Consider the following 16,543-nt stretch of genomic DNA (forward strand, 5'->3'; position numbering starts at 1 on the left):
GATGGAACTGTCCGTATTAAATATAAAAGGAGAAGATACCGGCAAGAAGGTAACTGTGTCAGAAGAAGTATTCGGCATTGAACCTAGCACGCACGCGATCTATCTCGATGTGAAGCTTTACCTGGCTAACCAGCGTCAGGGAACGCACAAATCAAAAGAACGTGCAGAGGTAAGTCACTCTACACGTAAAATCAAACGCCAAAAAGGAACCGGCGGAGCTCGTGCAGGTAGCATTAAGTCTCCGGTGTTCGTAGGTGGTGGCCGTATTTTCGGTCCACGGCCCCGCACATACGGTTTCAAACTGAACAAGAAAGTAAAAGCCCTGGCTCGCCGTTCGGCACTTTCTGTGAAGGCGCAAGCTAACGCCGTTTCGGTTTTGGAAGCATTCACTTTCGACGCTCCAAAAACGAAGTCTTTCCTGAATGTATTGAATTCACTTTCTCTTGTGAATACAAAGACATTATTGATCCTTCCAGAGATCGACAACAATGTATACCTGTCGAGCCGTAACATTCCGAAAGCGAAGGTTACAACTGTGGATTCGGTTAATACATATGACCTGATGAATGCAGACCGTCTTCTGATAAGTGAATCTGCTCTTTCTATTTTGGAAACCCAATTGAACAAATAACAATGAGTGTACTGAAACGTCCGATTATAACTGAAAAGGTAACGGCTCAGGGTGGTCAAGGTAAATACGCTTTCGAAGTCTCCCTTACTGCAAACAAGGTAGAGATTAAGAAGGCTGTTGAGAAACTGTTCGGGGTTACCGTAGAGAGCGTTCATACCATGCGCAGCATTGGTAAAAGCAAATCCCGCACATCGGGAGGTAAGTTTGTCACTGGAAAAACGTCAACGATCAAAAAGGCGATCATCACAGTAGCCGAGGGCGAAGCGATCGATATCTACGGAGAAGCCTAGTTGAACGATTTCAAATCATTAGACGAGTTAATAGCAAATGGCAGTTAAAAAATTAAAACCTACAAGTGCTGGTCAGCGTTTCCGCTCGGCTCCTACGTTCGAGGAGATCACCGCGTCGAAGCCTGAGAAGAGTCTTCTGGAACCCATCAAAAGAACAGGTGGTCGTAACAGCCAGGGACATCGTACCATGCGATATATTGGTGGCGGTCACAAGAAAAAATACCGCGTTATCGACTTCAAAAGAAATCGTTTCGACGCTCCCGCTACTGTCCTTACGATCGAATACGATCCAAACCGTTCAGCGCGTATCGCTCTGATCCAGTTTGAGGACGAAGAAAAACGTTACATCATCGCACCAAACGGCCTGAAAGTTGGACAGGTTATCGTGTCCGGAAATTCAGTAGCTCCTGAGGTTGGAAATGCCCTTCCATTGGGATCGATGCCAGTCGGTACGATCGTACACAATATCGAATTGACTCCTGGTAAAGGTGGTCAGTTTGCAAGAAGCGCCGGTGCTTACGCGCAGCTGGTAGCGAGAGAAGGCGGTAAATACGCAGTATTGAAAATGCCGTCAGGCGAAATGCGTATGGTACTGGCAACATGTATCGCAACAGTTGGTGTTGTTTCGAATGCTAGCCACATGAACGTTTCGCTTGGAAAAGCGGGTCGCAGAAGATGGTTGGGACGTCGTCCACGCGTACGTGGTGTTGCTATGAACCCTGTTGATCACCCGATGGGTGGTGGTGAAGGCCGTTCGTCAGGAGGTCAGCCTCGTTCTAGAAATGGTCAGTTCGCGAAGGGTCTTAAGACACGTAACCGCAACAAGCATTCTGAGAAATTGATTATCAGCCGTCGTAAAAAATAAGTAGAACATGGCACGCTCATTAAAAAAAGGACCATATATCGACTTTCGTCTCGAAGCCAAAGTTGAAACGATGAACAACTCGTCGCGTAAATCTGTCATCAAGACCTGGTCGCGGCGCTCAATGATTTCGCCTGATTTTATCGGGCACACATTTGCAGTACATAACGGAAACAAGTTTATCCCGGTTTATGTAACTGAAAACATGGTAGGACACAAACTGGGCGAGTTCTCTCCAACCCGTAACTTCCGTGGCCACACCGCAAAAAAAGATAAAGGAAGAAAATAATTTGTCGACGTAGCTGGTCCTAACGGACGAGCCGATATCTGAAAAGAAACATGGAAGCAAGAGCTATATTAAAGGATGTGCCTACTTCTCCTCGTAAGATGAGATTGGTGGCCGACATGATTCGCGGACAGAAGGTCAGCAAAGCGTTGGCACTTTTGAAATTCCAACCGAGAGCTTCATCGCCGGTTTTGCACAAAGTTCTTCTTTCAGCAGTTGCCAACTGGCAGCAACTGAACGAAGGATCAAAACTGGAAGACGCTGACCTGATCGTTAAAACCGTTTTCATCGACGGTGGACGCATGTTGAAGCGTTTGCGCCCTGCACCTCAGGGAAGAGCACACAGAATCCGTAAGCGTTCCAACCACATCACAATCGTGGTAGACGACGCGTCGGTGTCAGTAAATGAAGCAGTAATCGAATCATAAGTAAAACGATCTATTTCGAATGGGACAAAAGGTTAATCCGATAGGTCTAAGACTAGGAATTGTTAGAGGATGGGAATCTAGCTGGTACGGAGGAAAAGACTTCTCTGACAAACTGGTTGAAGACGAGAAAATCCGTAACTACATCAAAGCACGTATCCCGAAAGGATCGATTTCAAAAGTAGTTATTGAACGTACATTGAAACGCATCACATTGACGATCCACACTGCCCGTCCAGGCATCGTGATCGGAAAAGGTGGTAGCGAAGTTGATAAAATCAAAGAAGAGCTTAAAAAGATTACAGGCAAAGATGTTCAGATCAACATCTACGAAATCAAACGTCCTGAAATCGATGCAAAACTGGTAGGCGAGGCAATCGCTCAGCAATTGCAGGCTCGTATCTCTTACCGTCGTGCAATGAAGCAATCGATCGCTTCTGCAATGCGTGTAGGAACACAAGGAATCAAAATTCGTTTGGCAGGTCGTCTGGGTGGTGCTGAAATGGCCCGTACGGAAGAATACAAAGAAGGACGCATTCCTTTGCATACATTGAGAGCGGACATCGATTACGCTATCTCCGAAGCACAAACTATCTACGGTAAGATCGGTATCAAAGTATGGATCTTCAAAGGTGAATTGTATGGAAAGCGTGACCTGACTCCAAGCGCGGCAACTGCGGCATCAGACAGGGCTGAAAGAAGCGCGCAAGGTGGCGAACGTGGAAACGATCGCGGCGGACGTGGTGACAGAAGAGGCGGTCGTGACAGAAACGACGGTGCTCCTCGCGGAGAAGGTGGAGGTGGTGACGCAGATCGCCGCAAACGCAACAAGAACAAGAAGAAGTAATCAGATACTTTCCGGTATCAAACCGGTTCAAATAGATTAGAATCATGTTACAGCCGAAAAGGACAAAATTTCGCAAACAACAAAAGAACAAAGGTTCGCACAACGGTCTCGCGACCCGCGGACATGAGATCGCTTTTGGATCGTTTGCAATAAAGGCACTGGAACCAGGTTGGTTGACTGCTCGCCAGATCGAAGCAGCCCGTATCTCGGTAACACGTGCGATGAAACGCGAAGGTCAGGTTTGGATCCGTGTATTCCCTGACAAACCAATTACCAAAAAACCTGCTGAGGTTCGTATGGGTAAAGGTAAAGGTGCTCCTGAATATTGGGTAGCTCCTGTTAAACCTGGAACTATCATTTTCGAAGCGACTGGTGTAGCGCTGGATACTGCAAACGAAGCATTGCGTTTGGCTGCACAAAAGTTGCCAATTAAGACAAGGTTCGTCGTACGCCGGGATTATCAGGAATCATAGTAGTCCGAACGTATCAAGAACACAAATTATTAAAAGCAATGGCTAGTAAAGAAATCAAGAATCTGTCGCAGGATCAGCTGAAAGAGCAGATCGCCCAAGAGAGAGAGCGCTTACTCCGGTTGAAATTTGCGCATGCTATTTCTCCAATTGAGAATCCTCTGCGTATTCGCGCCTCACGTAAGGAAATTGCAAGACTCTTAACCGAGCTGTCGGCTAAATCTAACCAACAGTAAACAGTTTAGAAATTATGGAGGCAACAGTAAGAAATTTACGTAAAGAGAGAATTGGCAAAGTGGTGAGCAACAAAATGGACAAGTCCTGCGTGATCACCGTAGTGCGTAAAGTGAAGCACGAGAAGTATGGTAAGTTTATGACTAAAACTACCAAACTGATGGTTCACGACGAAACAAACCAGGTTGGTATCGGTGATACTATCCGTGTAATGGAAACTCGTCCGCTTAGCAAAAACAAGCGTTGGAGATTAGTAGAAATCCTTGAAAGAGCGAAGTAATCATGGTACAACAAGAATCAAGACTGTCAGTAGCCGATAACAGTGGCGCGAAAGAAGTACTCGTAATCCGGGTATTGGGCGGAACTGGAAAGCGTTATGCTTCGGTGGGCGATAAGATCGTCGTGACGGTGAAATCCGCTCTGTCTTCGAGCAACATGAAAAAAGGAACGGTTTCCAAAGCCGTGGTTGTACGTACTAAGAAAGAGGTACGTCGCAAAGATGGAACTTATATCCGGTTTGAAGATAATGCGGCAGTTTTATTGAACAACAATGACGAACCACGTGGTTCACGTATTTTCGGACCAGTTGCCCGCGAGTTGCGCGAGAAGCAGTTCATGAAAATCGTATCACTGGCACCGGAAGTGTTGTAAGAAACATCAGTATTTCTTTAAACAGTTAAGAGAATACCTCAATGGAAAGTACAAATAAAAAAGCACCGGCAAAATTGCACGTTCGCAAAGGTGATACCGTGAAAGTGATTTCAGGTAACGCAAAAGGCGAAACAGGCGTGATCACCAAGGTGCTTGTAGAAAAACAGAGAGCTACTGTGGAAGGTGTGAATATGATCACCAAGCACGTTAAGCCAAACGCGCAGAACCCACAAGGCAGCATCGAAAAACGCGAAGGCGCGATTCACATCAGTAACCTGATGGTAGTAGACCCTAAAACAGGCGAAGCTTCAAGAACCGGCCGTAAAGCGAACGACAAAGGAAAACTGCAACGCTTTTCGAAAAAATCCGGAAACTTATTGTAATCCGGATTTGCCGAAAGCAGTTGATTTTTATAACCAAGCGCGTGGGTCGGCAATCCACATAATCACTTTCAAACATGGCGACGCCTAGATTAAAAGAGAAATACGTTAGCGAAATCGTTTCGCAATTGAAGGGGAAATTCCAGTATAAATCAAGCATGCAGGTTCCCCGCCTGACAAAGATTGTTATCAACAAGGGTATCGGTGCTGCTGTGGCAGACAAGAAACTTGTTGACACCGGTGTGGAAGAGTTGAGCCTGATCACAGGACAGAAAGCAATAGCTACTATCTCCAAAAAGGCTGTTTCTAACTTTAAGTTGCGTGAAAACATGCCTATCGGAGCGAAAGTAACGCTTCGTGGTGACAAGATGTATGAATTCCTGGACCGTTTGACAACCATTGCTATGCCACGTGTACGTGACTTCAAAGGTATCAGCGACAAAGGATTCGATGGACGTGGAAATTATACGTTCGGTGTGAAGGAGCAGATTATTTTCCCTGAGATCAGCATCGAAAAAGTGGCTAAAATCACTGGTATGGATATCACATTCGTGACCTCTACCAACTCTGACGAAGAGAGCTACGAACTGCTGAAAGCATTGGGAATGCCTTTCACCAACGCGAATAAATAAGAAAATACTACTAAGATTATTTACCGACAATGGCAAAAGAATCAGTAAAAGCACGGGAGAGAAAAAGACAAGCGCTAGTAGAGCGTTACGCTGAAAAACGTAGCAAGTTAAAAGCTGCCGGTGACTGGGTTGGTCTTGACAAGTTACCACGTAACTCTTCTCCTGTACGCCTGCACAACCGGTGCAAAATCACCGGAAGACCTCGCGGTTATATGCGTAAATTCGGAATTTCCCGGGTACTCTTCCGCGATATGGCGTCAGATGGAAAAATTCCAGGAGTTACAAAATCAAGTTGGTAAGAATACTTTCAATTCTGATTTCAATTACTTAACTTTGCACTCCCGTTCAAAAGGGGGTGTTTAAACTTGGCATAAACATGTTAACGGATCCCATAGCAGACTATCTGACGAGACTCAGAAACGCTATCAAAGCGAAGCACCGGGTTGTTGAGATACCTGCATCCAACATAAAAAAAGAGATTACAAAGGTACTTTTTGACAAGGGGTACATTCAAAGCTATAAATTCGACGAGGTTGGTCCTCAGGGAGTTATCAAGATCGCTTTGAAATACAATCCTGTGACAAAGCAATCTGCAATTGTGAAATTGGAGAGGGTTAGTAAGCCTGGACTACGTAAATATTCAGGTTCATCAACACTGCCACGTGTATTGGGCGGCTTAGGAACAGTGATCATCTCTACATCGAAAGGTGTAATGACAGATAAGGAAGCTAAGACACTGAATGTGGGTGGTGAAGTGTTATGTTTCGTGTATTAATATTTAAAAGTTATTCAGGAAATGTCACGAATAGGAAATAAAGTTATCACGTTGCCGGCGGGCGTATCCGTATCGGTTGCAGACGATAACGTAGTATCTGTAAAAGGCCCAAAAGGCACACTTACCCAGGCTGTCGACAGCGATATTACTGTTGAAGTGGAAGGTAGCGAGCTTAAAGTGAAGCGCCCGACAGAGCAAAAGCGTCACAAAGCATTGCATGGCCTTTACCGTTCCCTGTTGAACAACATGGTAATCGGTGTAGGCGAGGGTTACAAGCGCGAGCTTGAAATTATCGGGGTAGGTTACAAGGCGAGCTCGGCGAACAATGTTCTCGAACTTCAACTGGGCTACTCGCACAACATCTTCATGGCGATCCCAGAGGAAATCAAGGTTGTTACAACCTCTGAGAAAGGTCAGAACCCTAAGGTTATCCTGGAAGGTATCGATAAGGAGCTGATAGGTGTAGTAGCTGCGAAAATCAAGTCCCTGCGTAAAGTTGAACCTTACAAAGGTAAAGGTATTCGTTTCGTTGGTGAAGTCGTTCGTCGCAAGGCAGGTAAGTCTGCTTCTAAGAAATAGTGCGTAGCCACCGATCAATGTTATAAACAAGTAAGACAAGATTTAAGATGGCTAACGCAAAAGCAGATAGAAGACAACGCCTGAAACTTCACATCCGTAAACGGGTGAAGGGAAGCGCAGAACGTCCAAGACTTTCGGTCTTCCGTTCAAATACAAGCATATATGCTCAGATTATCGATGATATCAAAGGGATTACCCTTGCAAGCGCATCGTCGGTAGAACTGGGGGGCAGAAAAGAAAACTCCAATGTTGAAGTAGCTGCCCAGGTTGGTAAAAAAATCGCTGAAAAAGCGCAGGAAGCAGGTATCCAGGCAGTAGTTTTTGACCGCAACGGATATTTGTACCACGGTAAGGTAAAAGCATTGGCCGACGGAGCTCGTGAGGGTGGCCTGAAATTCTAAGTATAACAAAGACTATGTCTACAAATACAAGACCTTCAAAGGTTAACGAATCAGACCTGAAAGAGCGCGTTGTAGCGATCAACCGGGTAGCAAAAGTAGTAAAAGGTGGTCGTCGTTTCTCCTTCTCTGCCATCGTGGTAGTAGGAGACGGAAATGGGGTTGTAGGTTATGGATTGGGCAAAGCCAATGAAGTAACTGACGCGATCGCCAAAGGAATTGACGATGCTAAGAAAAACCTGATCCAAATTCCGATGCTTAAACATACCGTTCCTCACGAAATGGAAGGTAAGTTCAGCGGTGGTTTCGTTCTGATCAAGCCGGCTGCTCCTGGCACAGGAGTACTGGCGGGTGGCCCGATGCGCGCAGTGCTGGAAAGCGCAGGTATCAAAGACGTACTTGCAAAATCCAAAGGTTCATCGAACCCGCACAACGTAATCAAGGCTACAATTGACGCTCTTTTGAAGATGAGAGCTCCGCATCAGGTTGCTTTCCAACGCAGCGTTAAATTGGAAAAAGTATTCAACGGATAATCCTTCGGGATTATCCTCAATCTGAGAGTAATCATGTCAAAAGTACGTATTACACAAGTTAAGAGCACAATTGACCGCCCTGAGAAGCAAAAGCTGACGATCAAAGCGTTGGGTCTTGGTAAACTGAACCGGTCTGTTGAGAAAGAAAACAGCGACGCCATCGCGGGAATGATCCGCAAGGTAAGCCACTTGGTTAAAGTTGAAGAAATCTAATATACGAATAGTATGAATTTAAGTTCATTAAAACCGGCTGCTGGTTCCGTAAAGGTTGGAAAGCGGGTTGGACGTGGCCAGGGTTCCGGTAAAGGGGGCACTGCTGCACGTGGACACAAGGGAGCGCAGTCGCGTTCAGGTTACAGCCGCAAGCTGGGCTTCGAAGGTGGTCAGATGCCTCTTCAAAGACGTTTGCCGAAATTCGGTTTCAATAACATCAACCGCGTTGAATACAAGGCGTTGAACCTGGATGCAATCCAGGCATTGGTTGAGAAAACCGGCGCTGCGGTAGTAACGTTGGATCTGATTCGTGAAAATGGTCTCAGCGCGAAGAATGACCTGGTTAAGATCCTTAACCGTGGTGAAATTACTTCTGCGGTTGAAGTTCAGGCTCATGGGTTCTCCGCTTCGGCTATCGAGTCGATCGAGAAGGCAGGTGGTAAAGCAGTTAAATTGTAATTTAGCTGCGATACCCCGACAGAATTTGTTTACTTTGAACAGAGCGTTGTAAGCCCAGAAGATGAAACGATTTTTAGAGACTATAAAACACATATTTGCGATTGAGGAGTTGAGAACACGTATTCTCAACACTCTTTTGTTTATAACGATCTTCCGTTTGGGGTCTTACGTTGCGTTGCCAGGTGTTGAACCTGATCAAATGAATGTATCCTCGCAGGGATTGTTGGGGTTGCTGGATACTTTCTTAGGTGGAGCTTTTAGTAAAGCTTCCATTTTTGCATTGGGCATCATGCCTTACATTTCCGCTTCCATTGCTATTCAGCTGTTGACTATGGCCCTGCCATATTTCCAGAAAATGCAAAAGGAAGGGGAATCAGGCCGTAAAAAGCTGAACCAAATCACCCGGGTTCTGACTATCGTTGTTACACTTGTTCAAGGTACTGCCTATTTGAATACGACCGTACCTGACGAGGCTCTTCTGGTTTCCAGAAGCATGTTCACCATTTCGTCCGTATTCGTTCTGACGGCTGGCACCATGTTCTGTATGTGGCTCGGCGAGCGCATTACGGATAAAGGTATTGGTAACGGTATTTCGATGCTGATCATGATCGGTATCGTATCGCGTTTTCCTGGTGCGATCTACAAAGAATTCGTATCAAGAGGCAGCGGCCAGATTCTGTTATTTGTATTGGAGATCGTAGCCCTGTATTTCGTAATCATGGGTGCGGTGATGTTGACCCAGGCTGTTCGTCGTATTCCTATCCAGTATGCTAAGCAGGTGGTAGGAAACCGGGTAATGGGTGGTCAGCGCCAGTATTTACCATTGAAATTGAATGCAGCGGGCGTAATGCCGATCATTTTCGCTCAGGCTTTGATGTTCATTCCTTCACTGGGAGCATCGTATTTCGCTGAGAAAAGTGATTTCGCCAGCAACGTAGCAACCATTTTTGCGAACTACACGACCTGGCAGTACAACCTGCTGTTTGCGGTATTGATTATTGTTTTTACGTTCTTCTATACAGCGATCTCGGTAAACCCACAACAGATTGCCGATGATATGAAACGTGGAGGCGGATTTATCCCCGGTGTGAAACCAGGCCAGCAGACTTCGGAGTACATTAGTTCTGTATTGGACCGGATCACTTTTCCTGGCGCGTTGATGCTGGCGGTTGTTGCAACCTTGCCTGCATTCGCAAGCCTTCTGGGAATCTCTACCGACTTCGCTCACTTCTTCGGAGGTACTTCGTTGCTGATCATGGTAGGTGTAGTGTTGGATACGCTTCAACAAGTTGAAAGCTATCTGCTGATGCGCCGCTATGAAGGCTTGATGAAGTCGGGACGTGTTAAAGGACGCACCGAGAGCGTAGCAATCTGAAATGATTTATCTTAAGACAGAAGAGGAAATCAACCTGATAAAGGTTAGTGCTCAACTGCTCGGCAAGGCACATGCGGAAGTAGCCACCTGGGTAAAACCAGGTGTTACTACCGGAAAGTTGGATGCGGTTGCTGAGGAATATATCAGAGACAATGGTGGAATCCCTTCATTCAAGGGATTCAACAAGTTTCCGGCCTCTCTTTGTATATCGGTCAATGAAGTTGTAGTCCACGGGATCCCCGGGGGCTACGTGCTAAAAGAAGGTGACATCGTTTCGATCGACTGCGGCGTAAAGCTGAACGGATATCACAGCGATAGCGCATACACTTACCCGGTCGGGGAAGTATCCAAGGAGGTGATGAACCTCCTGATCGCGACGAAGAAGTCCTTGTACAAGGGAATCGAGCAAGCGGTGGATGGCCTTCGGATCGGTGATATCGGCCACGCGGTTCAGAGTTATGTCGAAGATCGGGGTTACACGGTGGTGAGAGAGTTGGTAGGACATGGAGTAGGCAGGGACCTGCACGAAGCTCCGGAAGTACCCAACTACGGGAAAAGAGGCAAAGGAATACGACTGAGAGAAGGTATGGTTTTGGCGATCGAGCCGATGATCAACCTTGGAGCGAAAGCAGTAGTGCAGGAGCGCGACGGCTGGACAATACGCACCAACGACAGAAAGTATTCTGCGCATTTCGAACATACCGTGGTAGTGCGGAAAGGAAAGGCAGAAATTCTGACAACATTCGATTACATTGAAAAAGTGACGGCCAACACCAGCCTTATGGTTGAAGTACAGTAACAAACGCTACGAATGGCAAAACAAGCATCAATCGAACAAGACGGAGTAATTCTCGAAGCATTGTCAAACGCAATGTTTCGTGTTGTATTAGAGAACAAGCATGAAGTTATCGCGCATATCTCAGGTAAAATGAGAATGCACTATATCAAAATATTGCCGGGCGACAGAGTAAAACTGGAAATGTCTCCTTACGACCTATCGAAGGCCCGGATTACATATCGTTACAAGTAAGGGGATCGATTACCTTAAATTAACACAAAGTTTAATCAGATGAAAGTCAAAGCATCAGTTAAGAAACGCAGTGAAGACTGCAAGGTTATCCGCCGGAAGGGTAAAGTGTACGTTATTAACAAGAAGAACCCACGGTATAAACAAAGACAAGGATAATAATTATGGCACGTATTGCAGGAGTAGACATTCCAGATCGCAAAAGAGGCGAAATCTCATTGACTTATATTTTCGGGATCGGCCGTAGCTCGGCTAAGAAAATCCTCGAAAAGGCAGGTGTTGATTTGAATAAAAAAGTGATCGACTGGACCGACGACGAGTCTGGCGCGATCCGTGGGGTTATTGCTGGGGAATTTAAAGTAGAAGGCGCTCTTAAGTCTGAGGTTCAGTTGAGCATTAAGCGCCTTATGGATATCGCTTGTTATCGTGGTCTCCGTCACCGTAAAGGATTGCCTTTGCGTGGTCAGAGAACGAAAAACAACTCACGTACTCGTAAGGGTAAACGCAAAACTATCGCGAACAAGAAAAAGGCTACTAAATAATAAAGTGAGCGGTGGAGTGATCCACAACTTATTATTCCAACAGCAATGGCACAGAATAAAAGAAAAGATAAAGCAAAAAAGAGAGTGGTTGTTGTGGAGCCTGTTGGTCAGGTTCACATCAAGGCTTCTTTCAATAATATCATTATCTCAATTACTAACAGCAACGGACAAGTTATCTCTTGGGGTTCTGCCGGTAAAATGGGATTCCGTGGTTCTAAGAAGAACACGCCATACGCAGCTCAGACTGCTGCACAGAGCGCTGCACAAGTTGCGTTCGACCTCGGAATGCGTAAAGCTGAGGTTTTCGTAAAAGGACCAGGGTCAGGCCGTGAGTCCGCGATCCGTACGATCCAGAATGCAGGTATCGAAGTGACCACAATCCGTGACATCACGCCGCTTCCGCACAACGGATGCCGTCCTCCAAAACGTCGTAGAGTATAGTAATTAGTTAGTACCGAAAGGTACCCATTCGTAATTTGGACACTGGGGTTACAGAATGGTTTTTATCAATTTAGTAAACAAATAGTTTTAATGGCACGTTATACAGGTCCCAAAACCAAAGTCGCAAGACGTTACGGAGAGCCCATCATGGGCCCAAGCAAAGCGCTTGCAAAGAAAAATTACCCTCCCGGAATGCACGGAAAGGGTCGTCGGTCAAAGAAGTCGGAGTACGCTCTGCAATTGGCTGAGAAACAAAAAGTGAAATTCATCTACGGTATCCTTGAAAGACAATTCCGTAGCTTGTTTGAGAAAGCTTCCGTTAAAGCAGGTCTTACGGGTGAAAACCTTTTGAGATATTGCGAAGCCCGTCTGGATAATACAGTTTACCGTTTGGGTATTGCTCCGACACGTCGTGCTGCCCGTCAGCTCGTGTCTCACAAGCATATCCTGGTTGATGGTGAGATTGTAAACATCCCTTCATACTCATTGCGCCCAGGCCAGGTTGTTACCGTTCGCGAGAAATCCAAATCTCTCGAAGCCGTAACCGACAGCCTTGCAGGACATAGTTCAAAAGGTTTTAGCTGGTTGGAGTGGAACGGTCAGGAATTGTCCGGCAAGTTCGTTTCCTATCCAGACCGCGAGTCAATTCCAGAAAACATCAACGAGCAGCTGATCGTTGAATTGTATTCTAAATAATAATCTTCATATTACATGCACTCCCCGAAATTTCGGGGTAGTGCTTTTTTTGCCGGCAACGGCACAATTTTGCGATCGCAAAGGTAAGGTAGCGTGATCAACTATCATTTACTACTATAAAAGGAGCAAGGACTATGTCAATATTAGCTTTCCAAATGCCTGATAAGGTCGTCATGGAGAAAGCAGACGACTTTCACGGGTTGTTTGAGTTTAAGCCTTTAGAGAAAGGATACGGCGTAACCATTGGTAATGCGTTGCGTAGGATTCTCCTTTCTTCTTTGGAGGGTTATGCCATCACGAGCGTGAAGTTCCCTGGCGTTCTTCATGAATTTTCTTCTATCGAAGGTATAGTTGAGGATGTAACGGAAATCATCCTGAACCTGAAAATGGTTCGTTTTAAAAAAGTTTCTGACCTGAGTGAGAGTAGGATCGTAGTAAACCTGAAAAATGTATCGGTGATTACCGCCGGCGACATTGGCAAGTTTACTAGTGCGTTCGAGGTCTTGAATCCGGACCTGGTCATTTGCCATATAGATGATCAAAAGGAGTTCGAAATGGAACTTCTCTTGGATAAAGGTAGAGGTTACGTACCGGCAGACGAGCCGCGGGCTAATGAGCTCCCGTTCGGCTACATCGCGGTAGACTCCATTTATACGCCTATTAAAAATGTGAAATACAGCGTTGAAAACACGCGTGTGGAACAGCGTACCGACTACGAACGTCTTTTGATCGACATCCAAACCGATGGTTCAATCCACCCGGAAGATGCATTGAAAGGCGCTGCCAATATTCTGATTCAACATTTCATGCTGTTCTCTGACCAAACGATGACGTTTGAGAAACAGAAAGCAGAAGAAGATAATCAGGTTGATGAAGAAATGCTGCGTATGAGAAAATTGTTGAAGACTTCATTGTCCGAACTGGATCTCTCCGTACGCGCTTACAACTGTTTGAAATCAGCCGACGTGAAGACGCTTGGCGATCTGGTGAGACTCGAAATTTCTGATATGATGAAATTCCGCAACTTCGGTAAGAAGTCACTCACCGAGTTGGAACAACTTGTTGCCGACAAACAGTTGACATTTGGAATGGACGTGTCGAAATACCGTCTGGACGAGGATTAATTAAATTCCATCATAAGTATGTATTCTGTAGCGCGCTAACCGCGCCGCTCGAAGCAACTAAACAACAAAACAATGAGACACGGTAAGAAGGACAATCACTTAGGAAGAACCGCATCACACCGCAAGGCGATGCTTTCAAACATGGCTTCCTCTTTGATCCTCCACAAAAGAATTGAAACAACCCTGGCAAAGGCAAAAGAACTTCGTAAGTTCGTTGAGCCTCTGCTGACACGTGCGAAAGAGGATTCGACTCACAACAGAAGGATCGCATTCTCTTATCTGAAAGACAAAGAATCGACAAAAGAACTTTTCGGTGTCGTTTCGGATAAAATCGCATCTCGCCCGGGTGGTTATACACGTATCATCAAACTGGGCAACCGTTTGGGTGACGCGGCTGAAACTGCGCTGATCGAGCTGGTTGATTTCAACGATGCACTGTTGCTTGCCAATGCCGACAAACCTGCTAAGACTCGTCGCAGCAGAAGAGGTGGCAAGAAAGCTGAGGGCGCTGTTGAAGCTGCTCCGGTGAAGAAAGAAGATCATCCGATCGTAGCAGAAACTGAGGCTCCTGCCGAAGAAGAAGCTCCGAAAACCGAAGAAACACCAGGCGAAACTGAAAAGGAATAGTTTGGAAATCGGAAATTGAAATATAGGAAAAGGGTTGAACGGTTTCGTTTAACCCTTTTTTTTGAGTGAAAAGTCGTATTTTTGCACCAAAATTGAACCGGCCGCCCCAAAAAGGCTCAAAACAGCCCGGAAAACAGATTAAACCATAATATGAATCAGAAAAAGGAAGCTCTGTTGTTGCTAGAAGACGGAACAGCATACAAAGGACTCGCTTTGGGTAAAAGTGGAACCACCGGTGGCGAAATTTGCTTTAACACGGGCATGACCGGCTACCAGGAAATTTACACAGACCCTTCCTATTACGGTCAGATTATCGTGAACACCAACTCGCACATCGGTAACTACGGCGTGCAGCTGGAAGACGAGGAAGAATCTGGCTCGGTTAAGATCCGCGGGATGGTTTGTAACACATTCTCACAGATCTACTCGCGTGACACCGCTGATTTCTCTCTGCAAGAGTATTTCGAACGGGCGAACATTGTCGGTATCAGCAATGTGGATACCCGCCACCTCGTGCGTCACGTACGCGAGAAGGGTGTGATGAACGCCATTATCTCTTCTGAGATCCTCGACGAAGCGGAGCTGATGAAAGAATTGAAGAAAATCCCATCCATGAACGGACTGGAGCTTTCTTCCGAAGTTACGACCGAGGAGCCTTACTACATGGGCGACGAAGCTTCCGCCAAATGGCGCGTGGCTGTCATGGATTATGGTATCAAGAAAAGCATTCTGCTGAACCTGACGTCAAGAGGCTGCTATTGCAAGGTTTTCCCTGCGAAGACGCCTTACGAAGAAGTAATGCAATGGAACCCCGACGGCTTCTTTATCTCAAACGGCCCCGGCGATCCTTCGGCGATGGCCTATGCGGTAGAAAACGTATCACAAATGGTGGAAACGGCCAAGCCGCTTTTCGGGATCTGTCTCGGTCACCAGCTGCTGGCGCTTTCGAGCGGTATCACTACGTACAAAATGCACCACGGCCACCGCGGGCTGAACCACCCGGTGAAAAACCTGATCACAGGTCTTTGCGAAATCACTTCGCAAAACCACGGCTTCGCAGTGAAACCGGATGAGATCGAAAACCACCCGGATATCGAGGTAACGCACATTAACCTGAACGATAAGACCATCGAAGGTATCCGCAGAAAGGATTACCCGGCATTCTCGGTGCAATACCACCCGGAAGCATCGCCAGGCCCGCACGATTCACGCTACCTGTTCGACGAGTTTATCAAGTTGCTTAACGCAGCGAGCTGATATAACAAAAATCCCTCCACATTATGCGGAGGGATTTTTCGCTTTTTGAGAATGAAAATAGCATTAAAGCTGCGAATCCAGCAATGCACGGAATTCTTTCTCTTCCATATAGCCATTTTTAAGCTTCACCAGCTTGCCATTTTTATAAAGCAGGAATGCCGGGATCTCGTCCACGCGCAGTTCTTTCACCAATGCCTTATTCGGGTCGAACTCGATGGTTTCGATTTTTGCCTTTCCCGCGTATTCCTTTTGCAGTTTTTCGACGGTAGGCAGCATTTTCACGCATGGCAGGCACCATTTTGCATGAATGTCCACCAGCACGACGTTTTCGGAAGTTATGATTTTGTTAAATTCAGACTTGCTCATGCCCTTAACGCCCGCCTTATTAGCTCCTTCGACAGCCTTTCCCGACGTGTTCCATTTAAGATACCCGCCCTTCATGTCGTAGACCTCGTTGAAGCCGTTTTCATGCAATGCAGTGGCTGCCGCCGCACTTCTTCCGCCCGACAGGCAATACACGAAAACAGGCTTGTTCTTATCCAGTTTTGCAATTTTCTCCTTGAAATCAGGACTTTTATAATCGACGTTGGCCGCCTTGGCCAGATGTCCCTCCTCGTACTCTTCCGGCGTGCGCACGTCCAGGAGCTGTGCGCTGCCCGATTTGGCCAGTTGTTTTTCGAATTCTTCCGTAGTGATCTGTTTCTGAGCATGTAATGCAAAGGGCAGGCTCAGCAGGATGGTTGTCAGAATGTGGGTTATTCTCATGGTAAATGGTGTGGTTGTTCAGCT

At 46.3% G+C, this 16,543-nt stretch carries 30 protein-coding genes; 29 read left to right on the top strand and 1 reads right to left on the bottom strand.

What is annotated here, in order from left to right:
- Window position 1: 1 nt before the first annotated feature.
- From rplD to carA, 29 genes are all read left to right on the top strand, one after another.
- The gene (gene rplD / locus H144_RS0109040) at window positions 2–631 is read left to right on the top strand and encodes a 50S ribosomal protein L4 (RefSeq protein WP_019941736.1); all 630 of its coding nucleotides are present in this window, start codon (window positions 2–4) and stop codon (window positions 629–631) included.
- 2 nt (window positions 632–633) lie between these two features.
- Window positions 634–921 carry a 50S ribosomal protein L23 gene (rplW, locus tag H144_RS0109045; protein WP_015813790.1) on the top strand — a complete coding sequence of 96 codons (288 nt, stop codon included), beginning with the start codon at window positions 634–636 and terminating at the stop codon, window positions 919–921.
- Window positions 922–958: 37 nt separating this feature from the next.
- Window positions 959–1,786 (top strand): 50S ribosomal protein L2, encoded by an 828-nt coding sequence (gene rplB / locus H144_RS0109050; protein ID WP_019941737.1) that lies wholly within the window; start codon window positions 959–961, stop codon window positions 1,784–1,786.
- A 7-nt stretch (window positions 1,787–1,793) separates the two neighbouring features.
- The gene (rpsS, locus tag H144_RS0109055; protein ID WP_015813792.1) at window positions 1,794–2,072 is read left to right on the top strand and encodes a 30S ribosomal protein S19; all 279 of its coding nucleotides are present in this window, start codon (window positions 1,794–1,796) and stop codon (window positions 2,070–2,072) included.
- 50 nt (window positions 2,073–2,122) lie between these two features.
- Window positions 2,123–2,497, top strand: a complete 375-nt coding sequence (rplV, locus tag H144_RS0109060; RefSeq protein WP_033402484.1) for a 50S ribosomal protein L22 — start codon at window positions 2,123–2,125, stop codon at window positions 2,495–2,497.
- 19 nt (window positions 2,498–2,516) lie between these two features.
- A complete protein-coding gene (gene rpsC / locus H144_RS0109065; protein ID WP_019941739.1) occupies window positions 2,517–3,341 on the top strand; it encodes a 30S ribosomal protein S3 in 825 nt (274 codons plus the stop codon).
- 44 nt (window positions 3,342–3,385) lie between these two features.
- Window positions 3,386–3,814 carry a 50S ribosomal protein L16 gene (gene rplP / locus H144_RS0109070; protein ID WP_019941740.1) on the top strand — a complete coding sequence of 143 codons (429 nt, stop codon included), beginning with the start codon at window positions 3,386–3,388 and terminating at the stop codon, window positions 3,812–3,814.
- A 38-nt stretch (window positions 3,815–3,852) separates the two neighbouring features.
- Window positions 3,853–4,047 carry a 50S ribosomal protein L29 gene (gene rpmC / locus H144_RS0109075; RefSeq protein WP_019941741.1) on the top strand — a complete coding sequence of 65 codons (195 nt, stop codon included), beginning with the start codon at window positions 3,853–3,855 and terminating at the stop codon, window positions 4,045–4,047.
- 14 nt (window positions 4,048–4,061) lie between these two features.
- A complete protein-coding gene (gene rpsQ / locus H144_RS0109080; RefSeq protein ID WP_015813797.1) occupies window positions 4,062–4,325 on the top strand; it encodes a 30S ribosomal protein S17 in 264 nt (87 codons plus the stop codon).
- A 2-nt stretch (window positions 4,326–4,327) separates the two neighbouring features.
- Entirely contained in the window at window positions 4,328–4,696 is a 369-nt protein-coding gene (gene rplN / locus H144_RS0109085) for a 50S ribosomal protein L14 (RefSeq protein WP_015813798.1), read from the top strand.
- Between the two features lie 41 nt (window positions 4,697–4,737).
- Window positions 4,738–5,079, top strand: a complete 342-nt coding sequence (rplX, locus tag H144_RS0109090; protein ID WP_019941742.1) for a 50S ribosomal protein L24 — start codon at window positions 4,738–4,740, stop codon at window positions 5,077–5,079.
- 74 nt (window positions 5,080–5,153) lie between these two features.
- Window positions 5,154–5,708: a 50S ribosomal protein L5 gene (gene rplE / locus H144_RS0109095; protein WP_019941743.1), complete on the top strand. Its 555-nt coding sequence runs from the start codon at window positions 5,154–5,156 to the stop codon at window positions 5,706–5,708.
- Window positions 5,709–5,737: 29 nt separating this feature from the next.
- A complete protein-coding gene (gene rpsN / locus H144_RS33835) occupies window positions 5,738–6,007 on the top strand; it encodes a 30S ribosomal protein S14 (RefSeq protein WP_015813801.1) in 270 nt (89 codons plus the stop codon).
- 77 nt (window positions 6,008–6,084) lie between these two features.
- Window positions 6,085–6,483, top strand: a complete 399-nt coding sequence (gene rpsH / locus H144_RS0109100) for a 30S ribosomal protein S8 (protein ID WP_026350532.1) — start codon at window positions 6,085–6,087, stop codon at window positions 6,481–6,483.
- 21 nt (window positions 6,484–6,504) lie between these two features.
- The gene (gene rplF / locus H144_RS0109105; RefSeq protein WP_019941745.1) at window positions 6,505–7,062 is read left to right on the top strand and encodes a 50S ribosomal protein L6; all 558 of its coding nucleotides are present in this window, start codon (window positions 6,505–6,507) and stop codon (window positions 7,060–7,062) included.
- A gap of 47 nt (window positions 7,063–7,109) precedes the next feature.
- Window positions 7,110–7,463: a 50S ribosomal protein L18 gene (gene rplR / locus H144_RS0109110; RefSeq protein WP_019941746.1), complete on the top strand. Its 354-nt coding sequence runs from the start codon at window positions 7,110–7,112 to the stop codon at window positions 7,461–7,463.
- Between the two features lie 14 nt (window positions 7,464–7,477).
- Window positions 7,478–7,993, top strand: coding sequence for a 30S ribosomal protein S5 (gene rpsE, locus H144_RS0109115; RefSeq protein ID WP_015813805.1), 516 nt, complete (start codon window positions 7,478–7,480; stop codon window positions 7,991–7,993).
- Between the two features lie 33 nt (window positions 7,994–8,026).
- A complete protein-coding gene (gene rpmD, locus H144_RS0109120; protein WP_015813806.1) occupies window positions 8,027–8,206 on the top strand; it encodes a 50S ribosomal protein L30 in 180 nt (59 codons plus the stop codon).
- A gap of 12 nt (window positions 8,207–8,218) precedes the next feature.
- Window positions 8,219–8,665, top strand: a complete 447-nt coding sequence (gene rplO, locus H144_RS0109125; protein ID WP_015813807.1) for a 50S ribosomal protein L15 — start codon at window positions 8,219–8,221, stop codon at window positions 8,663–8,665.
- A 61-nt stretch (window positions 8,666–8,726) separates the two neighbouring features.
- Window positions 8,727–10,040, top strand: coding sequence for a preprotein translocase subunit SecY (gene secY / locus H144_RS0109130; protein WP_026350533.1), 1,314 nt, complete (start codon window positions 8,727–8,729; stop codon window positions 10,038–10,040).
- Window position 10,041: 1 nt separating this feature from the next.
- A complete protein-coding gene (gene map / locus H144_RS0109135) occupies window positions 10,042–10,839 on the top strand; it encodes a type I methionyl aminopeptidase (RefSeq protein WP_019941748.1) in 798 nt (265 codons plus the stop codon).
- A gap of 12 nt (window positions 10,840–10,851) precedes the next feature.
- Window positions 10,852–11,070, top strand: a complete 219-nt coding sequence (gene infA / locus H144_RS0109140; protein WP_015813810.1) for a translation initiation factor IF-1 — start codon at window positions 10,852–10,854, stop codon at window positions 11,068–11,070.
- 39 nt (window positions 11,071–11,109) lie between these two features.
- On the top strand, window positions 11,110–11,226 hold the full coding sequence (gene ykgO, locus H144_RS33840; RefSeq protein ID WP_015813811.1) for a type B 50S ribosomal protein L36: 117 nt from the start codon (window positions 11,110–11,112) through the stop codon (window positions 11,224–11,226).
- 5 nt (window positions 11,227–11,231) lie between these two features.
- Window positions 11,232–11,609: a 30S ribosomal protein S13 gene (rpsM, locus tag H144_RS0109145; RefSeq protein ID WP_026350534.1), complete on the top strand. Its 378-nt coding sequence runs from the start codon at window positions 11,232–11,234 to the stop codon at window positions 11,607–11,609.
- Between the two features lie 45 nt (window positions 11,610–11,654).
- Entirely contained in the window at window positions 11,655–12,050 is a 396-nt protein-coding gene (gene rpsK, locus H144_RS0109150) for a 30S ribosomal protein S11 (protein ID WP_015813813.1), read from the top strand.
- Between the two features lie 90 nt (window positions 12,051–12,140).
- Window positions 12,141–12,746, top strand: coding sequence for a 30S ribosomal protein S4 (gene rpsD / locus H144_RS0109155; protein WP_019941750.1), 606 nt, complete (start codon window positions 12,141–12,143; stop codon window positions 12,744–12,746).
- Window positions 12,747–12,880: 134 nt separating this feature from the next.
- Window positions 12,881–13,870, top strand: coding sequence for a DNA-directed RNA polymerase subunit alpha (locus H144_RS0109160; protein WP_019941751.1), 990 nt, complete (start codon window positions 12,881–12,883; stop codon window positions 13,868–13,870).
- A 72-nt stretch (window positions 13,871–13,942) separates the two neighbouring features.
- Window positions 13,943–14,497 carry a 50S ribosomal protein L17 gene (gene rplQ / locus H144_RS0109165; RefSeq protein ID WP_026350535.1) on the top strand — a complete coding sequence of 185 codons (555 nt, stop codon included), beginning with the start codon at window positions 13,943–13,945 and terminating at the stop codon, window positions 14,495–14,497.
- Window positions 14,498–14,647: 150 nt separating this feature from the next.
- Complete coding sequence (gene carA / locus H144_RS0109170; protein WP_019941753.1) at window positions 14,648–15,754, top strand: glutamine-hydrolyzing carbamoyl-phosphate synthase small subunit; 1,107 nt, start codon at window positions 14,648–14,650, stop codon at window positions 15,752–15,754.
- A gap of 63 nt (window positions 15,755–15,817) precedes the next feature.
- Here the strand turns inward: carA and H144_RS0109175 are convergent, their stop codons facing one another.
- Complete coding sequence (locus H144_RS0109175; protein ID WP_019941754.1) at window positions 15,818–16,519, bottom strand: rhodanese-like domain-containing protein; 702 nt, start codon at window positions 16,517–16,519, stop codon at window positions 15,818–15,820.
- Window positions 16,520–16,543 lie beyond the last annotated feature (24 nt).

It is taken from the genome of Dyadobacter beijingensis DSM 21582 (assembly GCF_000382205.1).
Lineage (GTDB): Bacteria > Bacteroidota > Bacteroidia > Cytophagales > Spirosomataceae > Dyadobacter > Dyadobacter beijingensis.

Excerpts from the sequence above, each read along its gene's own strand:
- rplW (WP_015813790.1), top strand. The coding sequence starts at position 634 with ATGAGTGTACTGAAACGTCCGATTATAACTGAAAAGGTAACGGCTCAG.
- rpmD (WP_015813806.1), top strand. The coding sequence starts at position 8,027 with ATGTCAAAAGTACGTATTACACAAGTTAAGAGCACAATTGACCGCCCT.
- carA (WP_019941753.1), top strand. The coding sequence starts at position 14,648 with ATGAATCAGAAAAAGGAAGCTCTGTTGTTGCTAGAAGACGGAACAGCA.
- infA (WP_015813810.1), top strand. The coding sequence starts at position 10,852 with ATGGCAAAACAAGCATCAATCGAACAAGACGGAGTAATTCTCGAAGCA.
- rplN (WP_015813798.1), top strand. The coding sequence starts at position 4,328 with ATGGTACAACAAGAATCAAGACTGTCAGTAGCCGATAACAGTGGCGCG.
- rplE (WP_019941743.1), top strand. The coding sequence starts at position 5,154 with ATGGCGACGCCTAGATTAAAAGAGAAATACGTTAGCGAAATCGTTTCG.
- rpsH (WP_026350532.1), top strand. The coding sequence starts at position 6,085 with ATGTTAACGGATCCCATAGCAGACTATCTGACGAGACTCAGAAACGCT.
- rplO (WP_015813807.1), top strand. The coding sequence starts at position 8,219 with ATGAATTTAAGTTCATTAAAACCGGCTGCTGGTTCCGTAAAGGTTGGA.
- rpmC (WP_019941741.1), top strand. The coding sequence starts at position 3,853 with ATGGCTAGTAAAGAAATCAAGAATCTGTCGCAGGATCAGCTGAAAGAG.
- rpsN (WP_015813801.1), top strand. The coding sequence starts at position 5,738 with ATGGCAAAAGAATCAGTAAAAGCACGGGAGAGAAAAAGACAAGCGCTA.
- rplB (WP_019941737.1), top strand. The coding sequence starts at position 959 with ATGGCAGTTAAAAAATTAAAACCTACAAGTGCTGGTCAGCGTTTCCGC.
- secY (WP_026350533.1), top strand. The coding sequence starts at position 8,727 with ATGAAACGATTTTTAGAGACTATAAAACACATATTTGCGATTGAGGAG.
- rpsQ (WP_015813797.1), top strand. The coding sequence starts at position 4,062 with ATGGAGGCAACAGTAAGAAATTTACGTAAAGAGAGAATTGGCAAAGTG.
- rplX (WP_019941742.1), top strand. The coding sequence starts at position 4,738 with ATGGAAAGTACAAATAAAAAAGCACCGGCAAAATTGCACGTTCGCAAA.
- rpsD (WP_019941750.1), top strand. The coding sequence starts at position 12,141 with ATGGCACGTTATACAGGTCCCAAAACCAAAGTCGCAAGACGTTACGGA.
- rplR (WP_019941746.1), top strand. The coding sequence starts at position 7,110 with ATGGCTAACGCAAAAGCAGATAGAAGACAACGCCTGAAACTTCACATC.
- rplV (WP_033402484.1), top strand. The coding sequence starts at position 2,123 with ATGGAAGCAAGAGCTATATTAAAGGATGTGCCTACTTCTCCTCGTAAG.
- rpsM (WP_026350534.1), top strand. The coding sequence starts at position 11,232 with ATGGCACGTATTGCAGGAGTAGACATTCCAGATCGCAAAAGAGGCGAA.
- rpsE (WP_015813805.1), top strand. The coding sequence starts at position 7,478 with ATGTCTACAAATACAAGACCTTCAAAGGTTAACGAATCAGACCTGAAA.
- rplQ (WP_026350535.1), top strand. The coding sequence starts at position 13,943 with ATGAGACACGGTAAGAAGGACAATCACTTAGGAAGAACCGCATCACAC.
- H144_RS0109160 (WP_019941751.1), top strand. The coding sequence starts at position 12,881 with ATGTCAATATTAGCTTTCCAAATGCCTGATAAGGTCGTCATGGAGAAA.
- map (WP_019941748.1), top strand. The coding sequence starts at position 10,042 with ATGATTTATCTTAAGACAGAAGAGGAAATCAACCTGATAAAGGTTAGT.
- ykgO (WP_015813811.1), top strand. The coding sequence starts at position 11,110 with ATGAAAGTCAAAGCATCAGTTAAGAAACGCAGTGAAGACTGCAAGGTT.
- rplF (WP_019941745.1), top strand. The coding sequence starts at position 6,505 with ATGTCACGAATAGGAAATAAAGTTATCACGTTGCCGGCGGGCGTATCC.
- rpsC (WP_019941739.1), top strand. The coding sequence starts at position 2,517 with ATGGGACAAAAGGTTAATCCGATAGGTCTAAGACTAGGAATTGTTAGA.
- rpsS (WP_015813792.1), top strand. The coding sequence starts at position 1,794 with ATGGCACGCTCATTAAAAAAAGGACCATATATCGACTTTCGTCTCGAA.
- rplP (WP_019941740.1), top strand. The coding sequence starts at position 3,386 with ATGTTACAGCCGAAAAGGACAAAATTTCGCAAACAACAAAAGAACAAA.
- rpsK (WP_015813813.1), top strand. The coding sequence starts at position 11,655 with ATGGCACAGAATAAAAGAAAAGATAAAGCAAAAAAGAGAGTGGTTGTT.
- H144_RS0109175 (WP_019941754.1), bottom strand. The coding sequence starts at position 16,519 with ATGAGAATAACCCACATTCTGACAACCATCCTGCTGAGCCTGCCCTTT.
- rplD (WP_019941736.1), top strand. The coding sequence starts at position 2 with ATGGAACTGTCCGTATTAAATATAAAAGGAGAAGATACCGGCAAGAAG.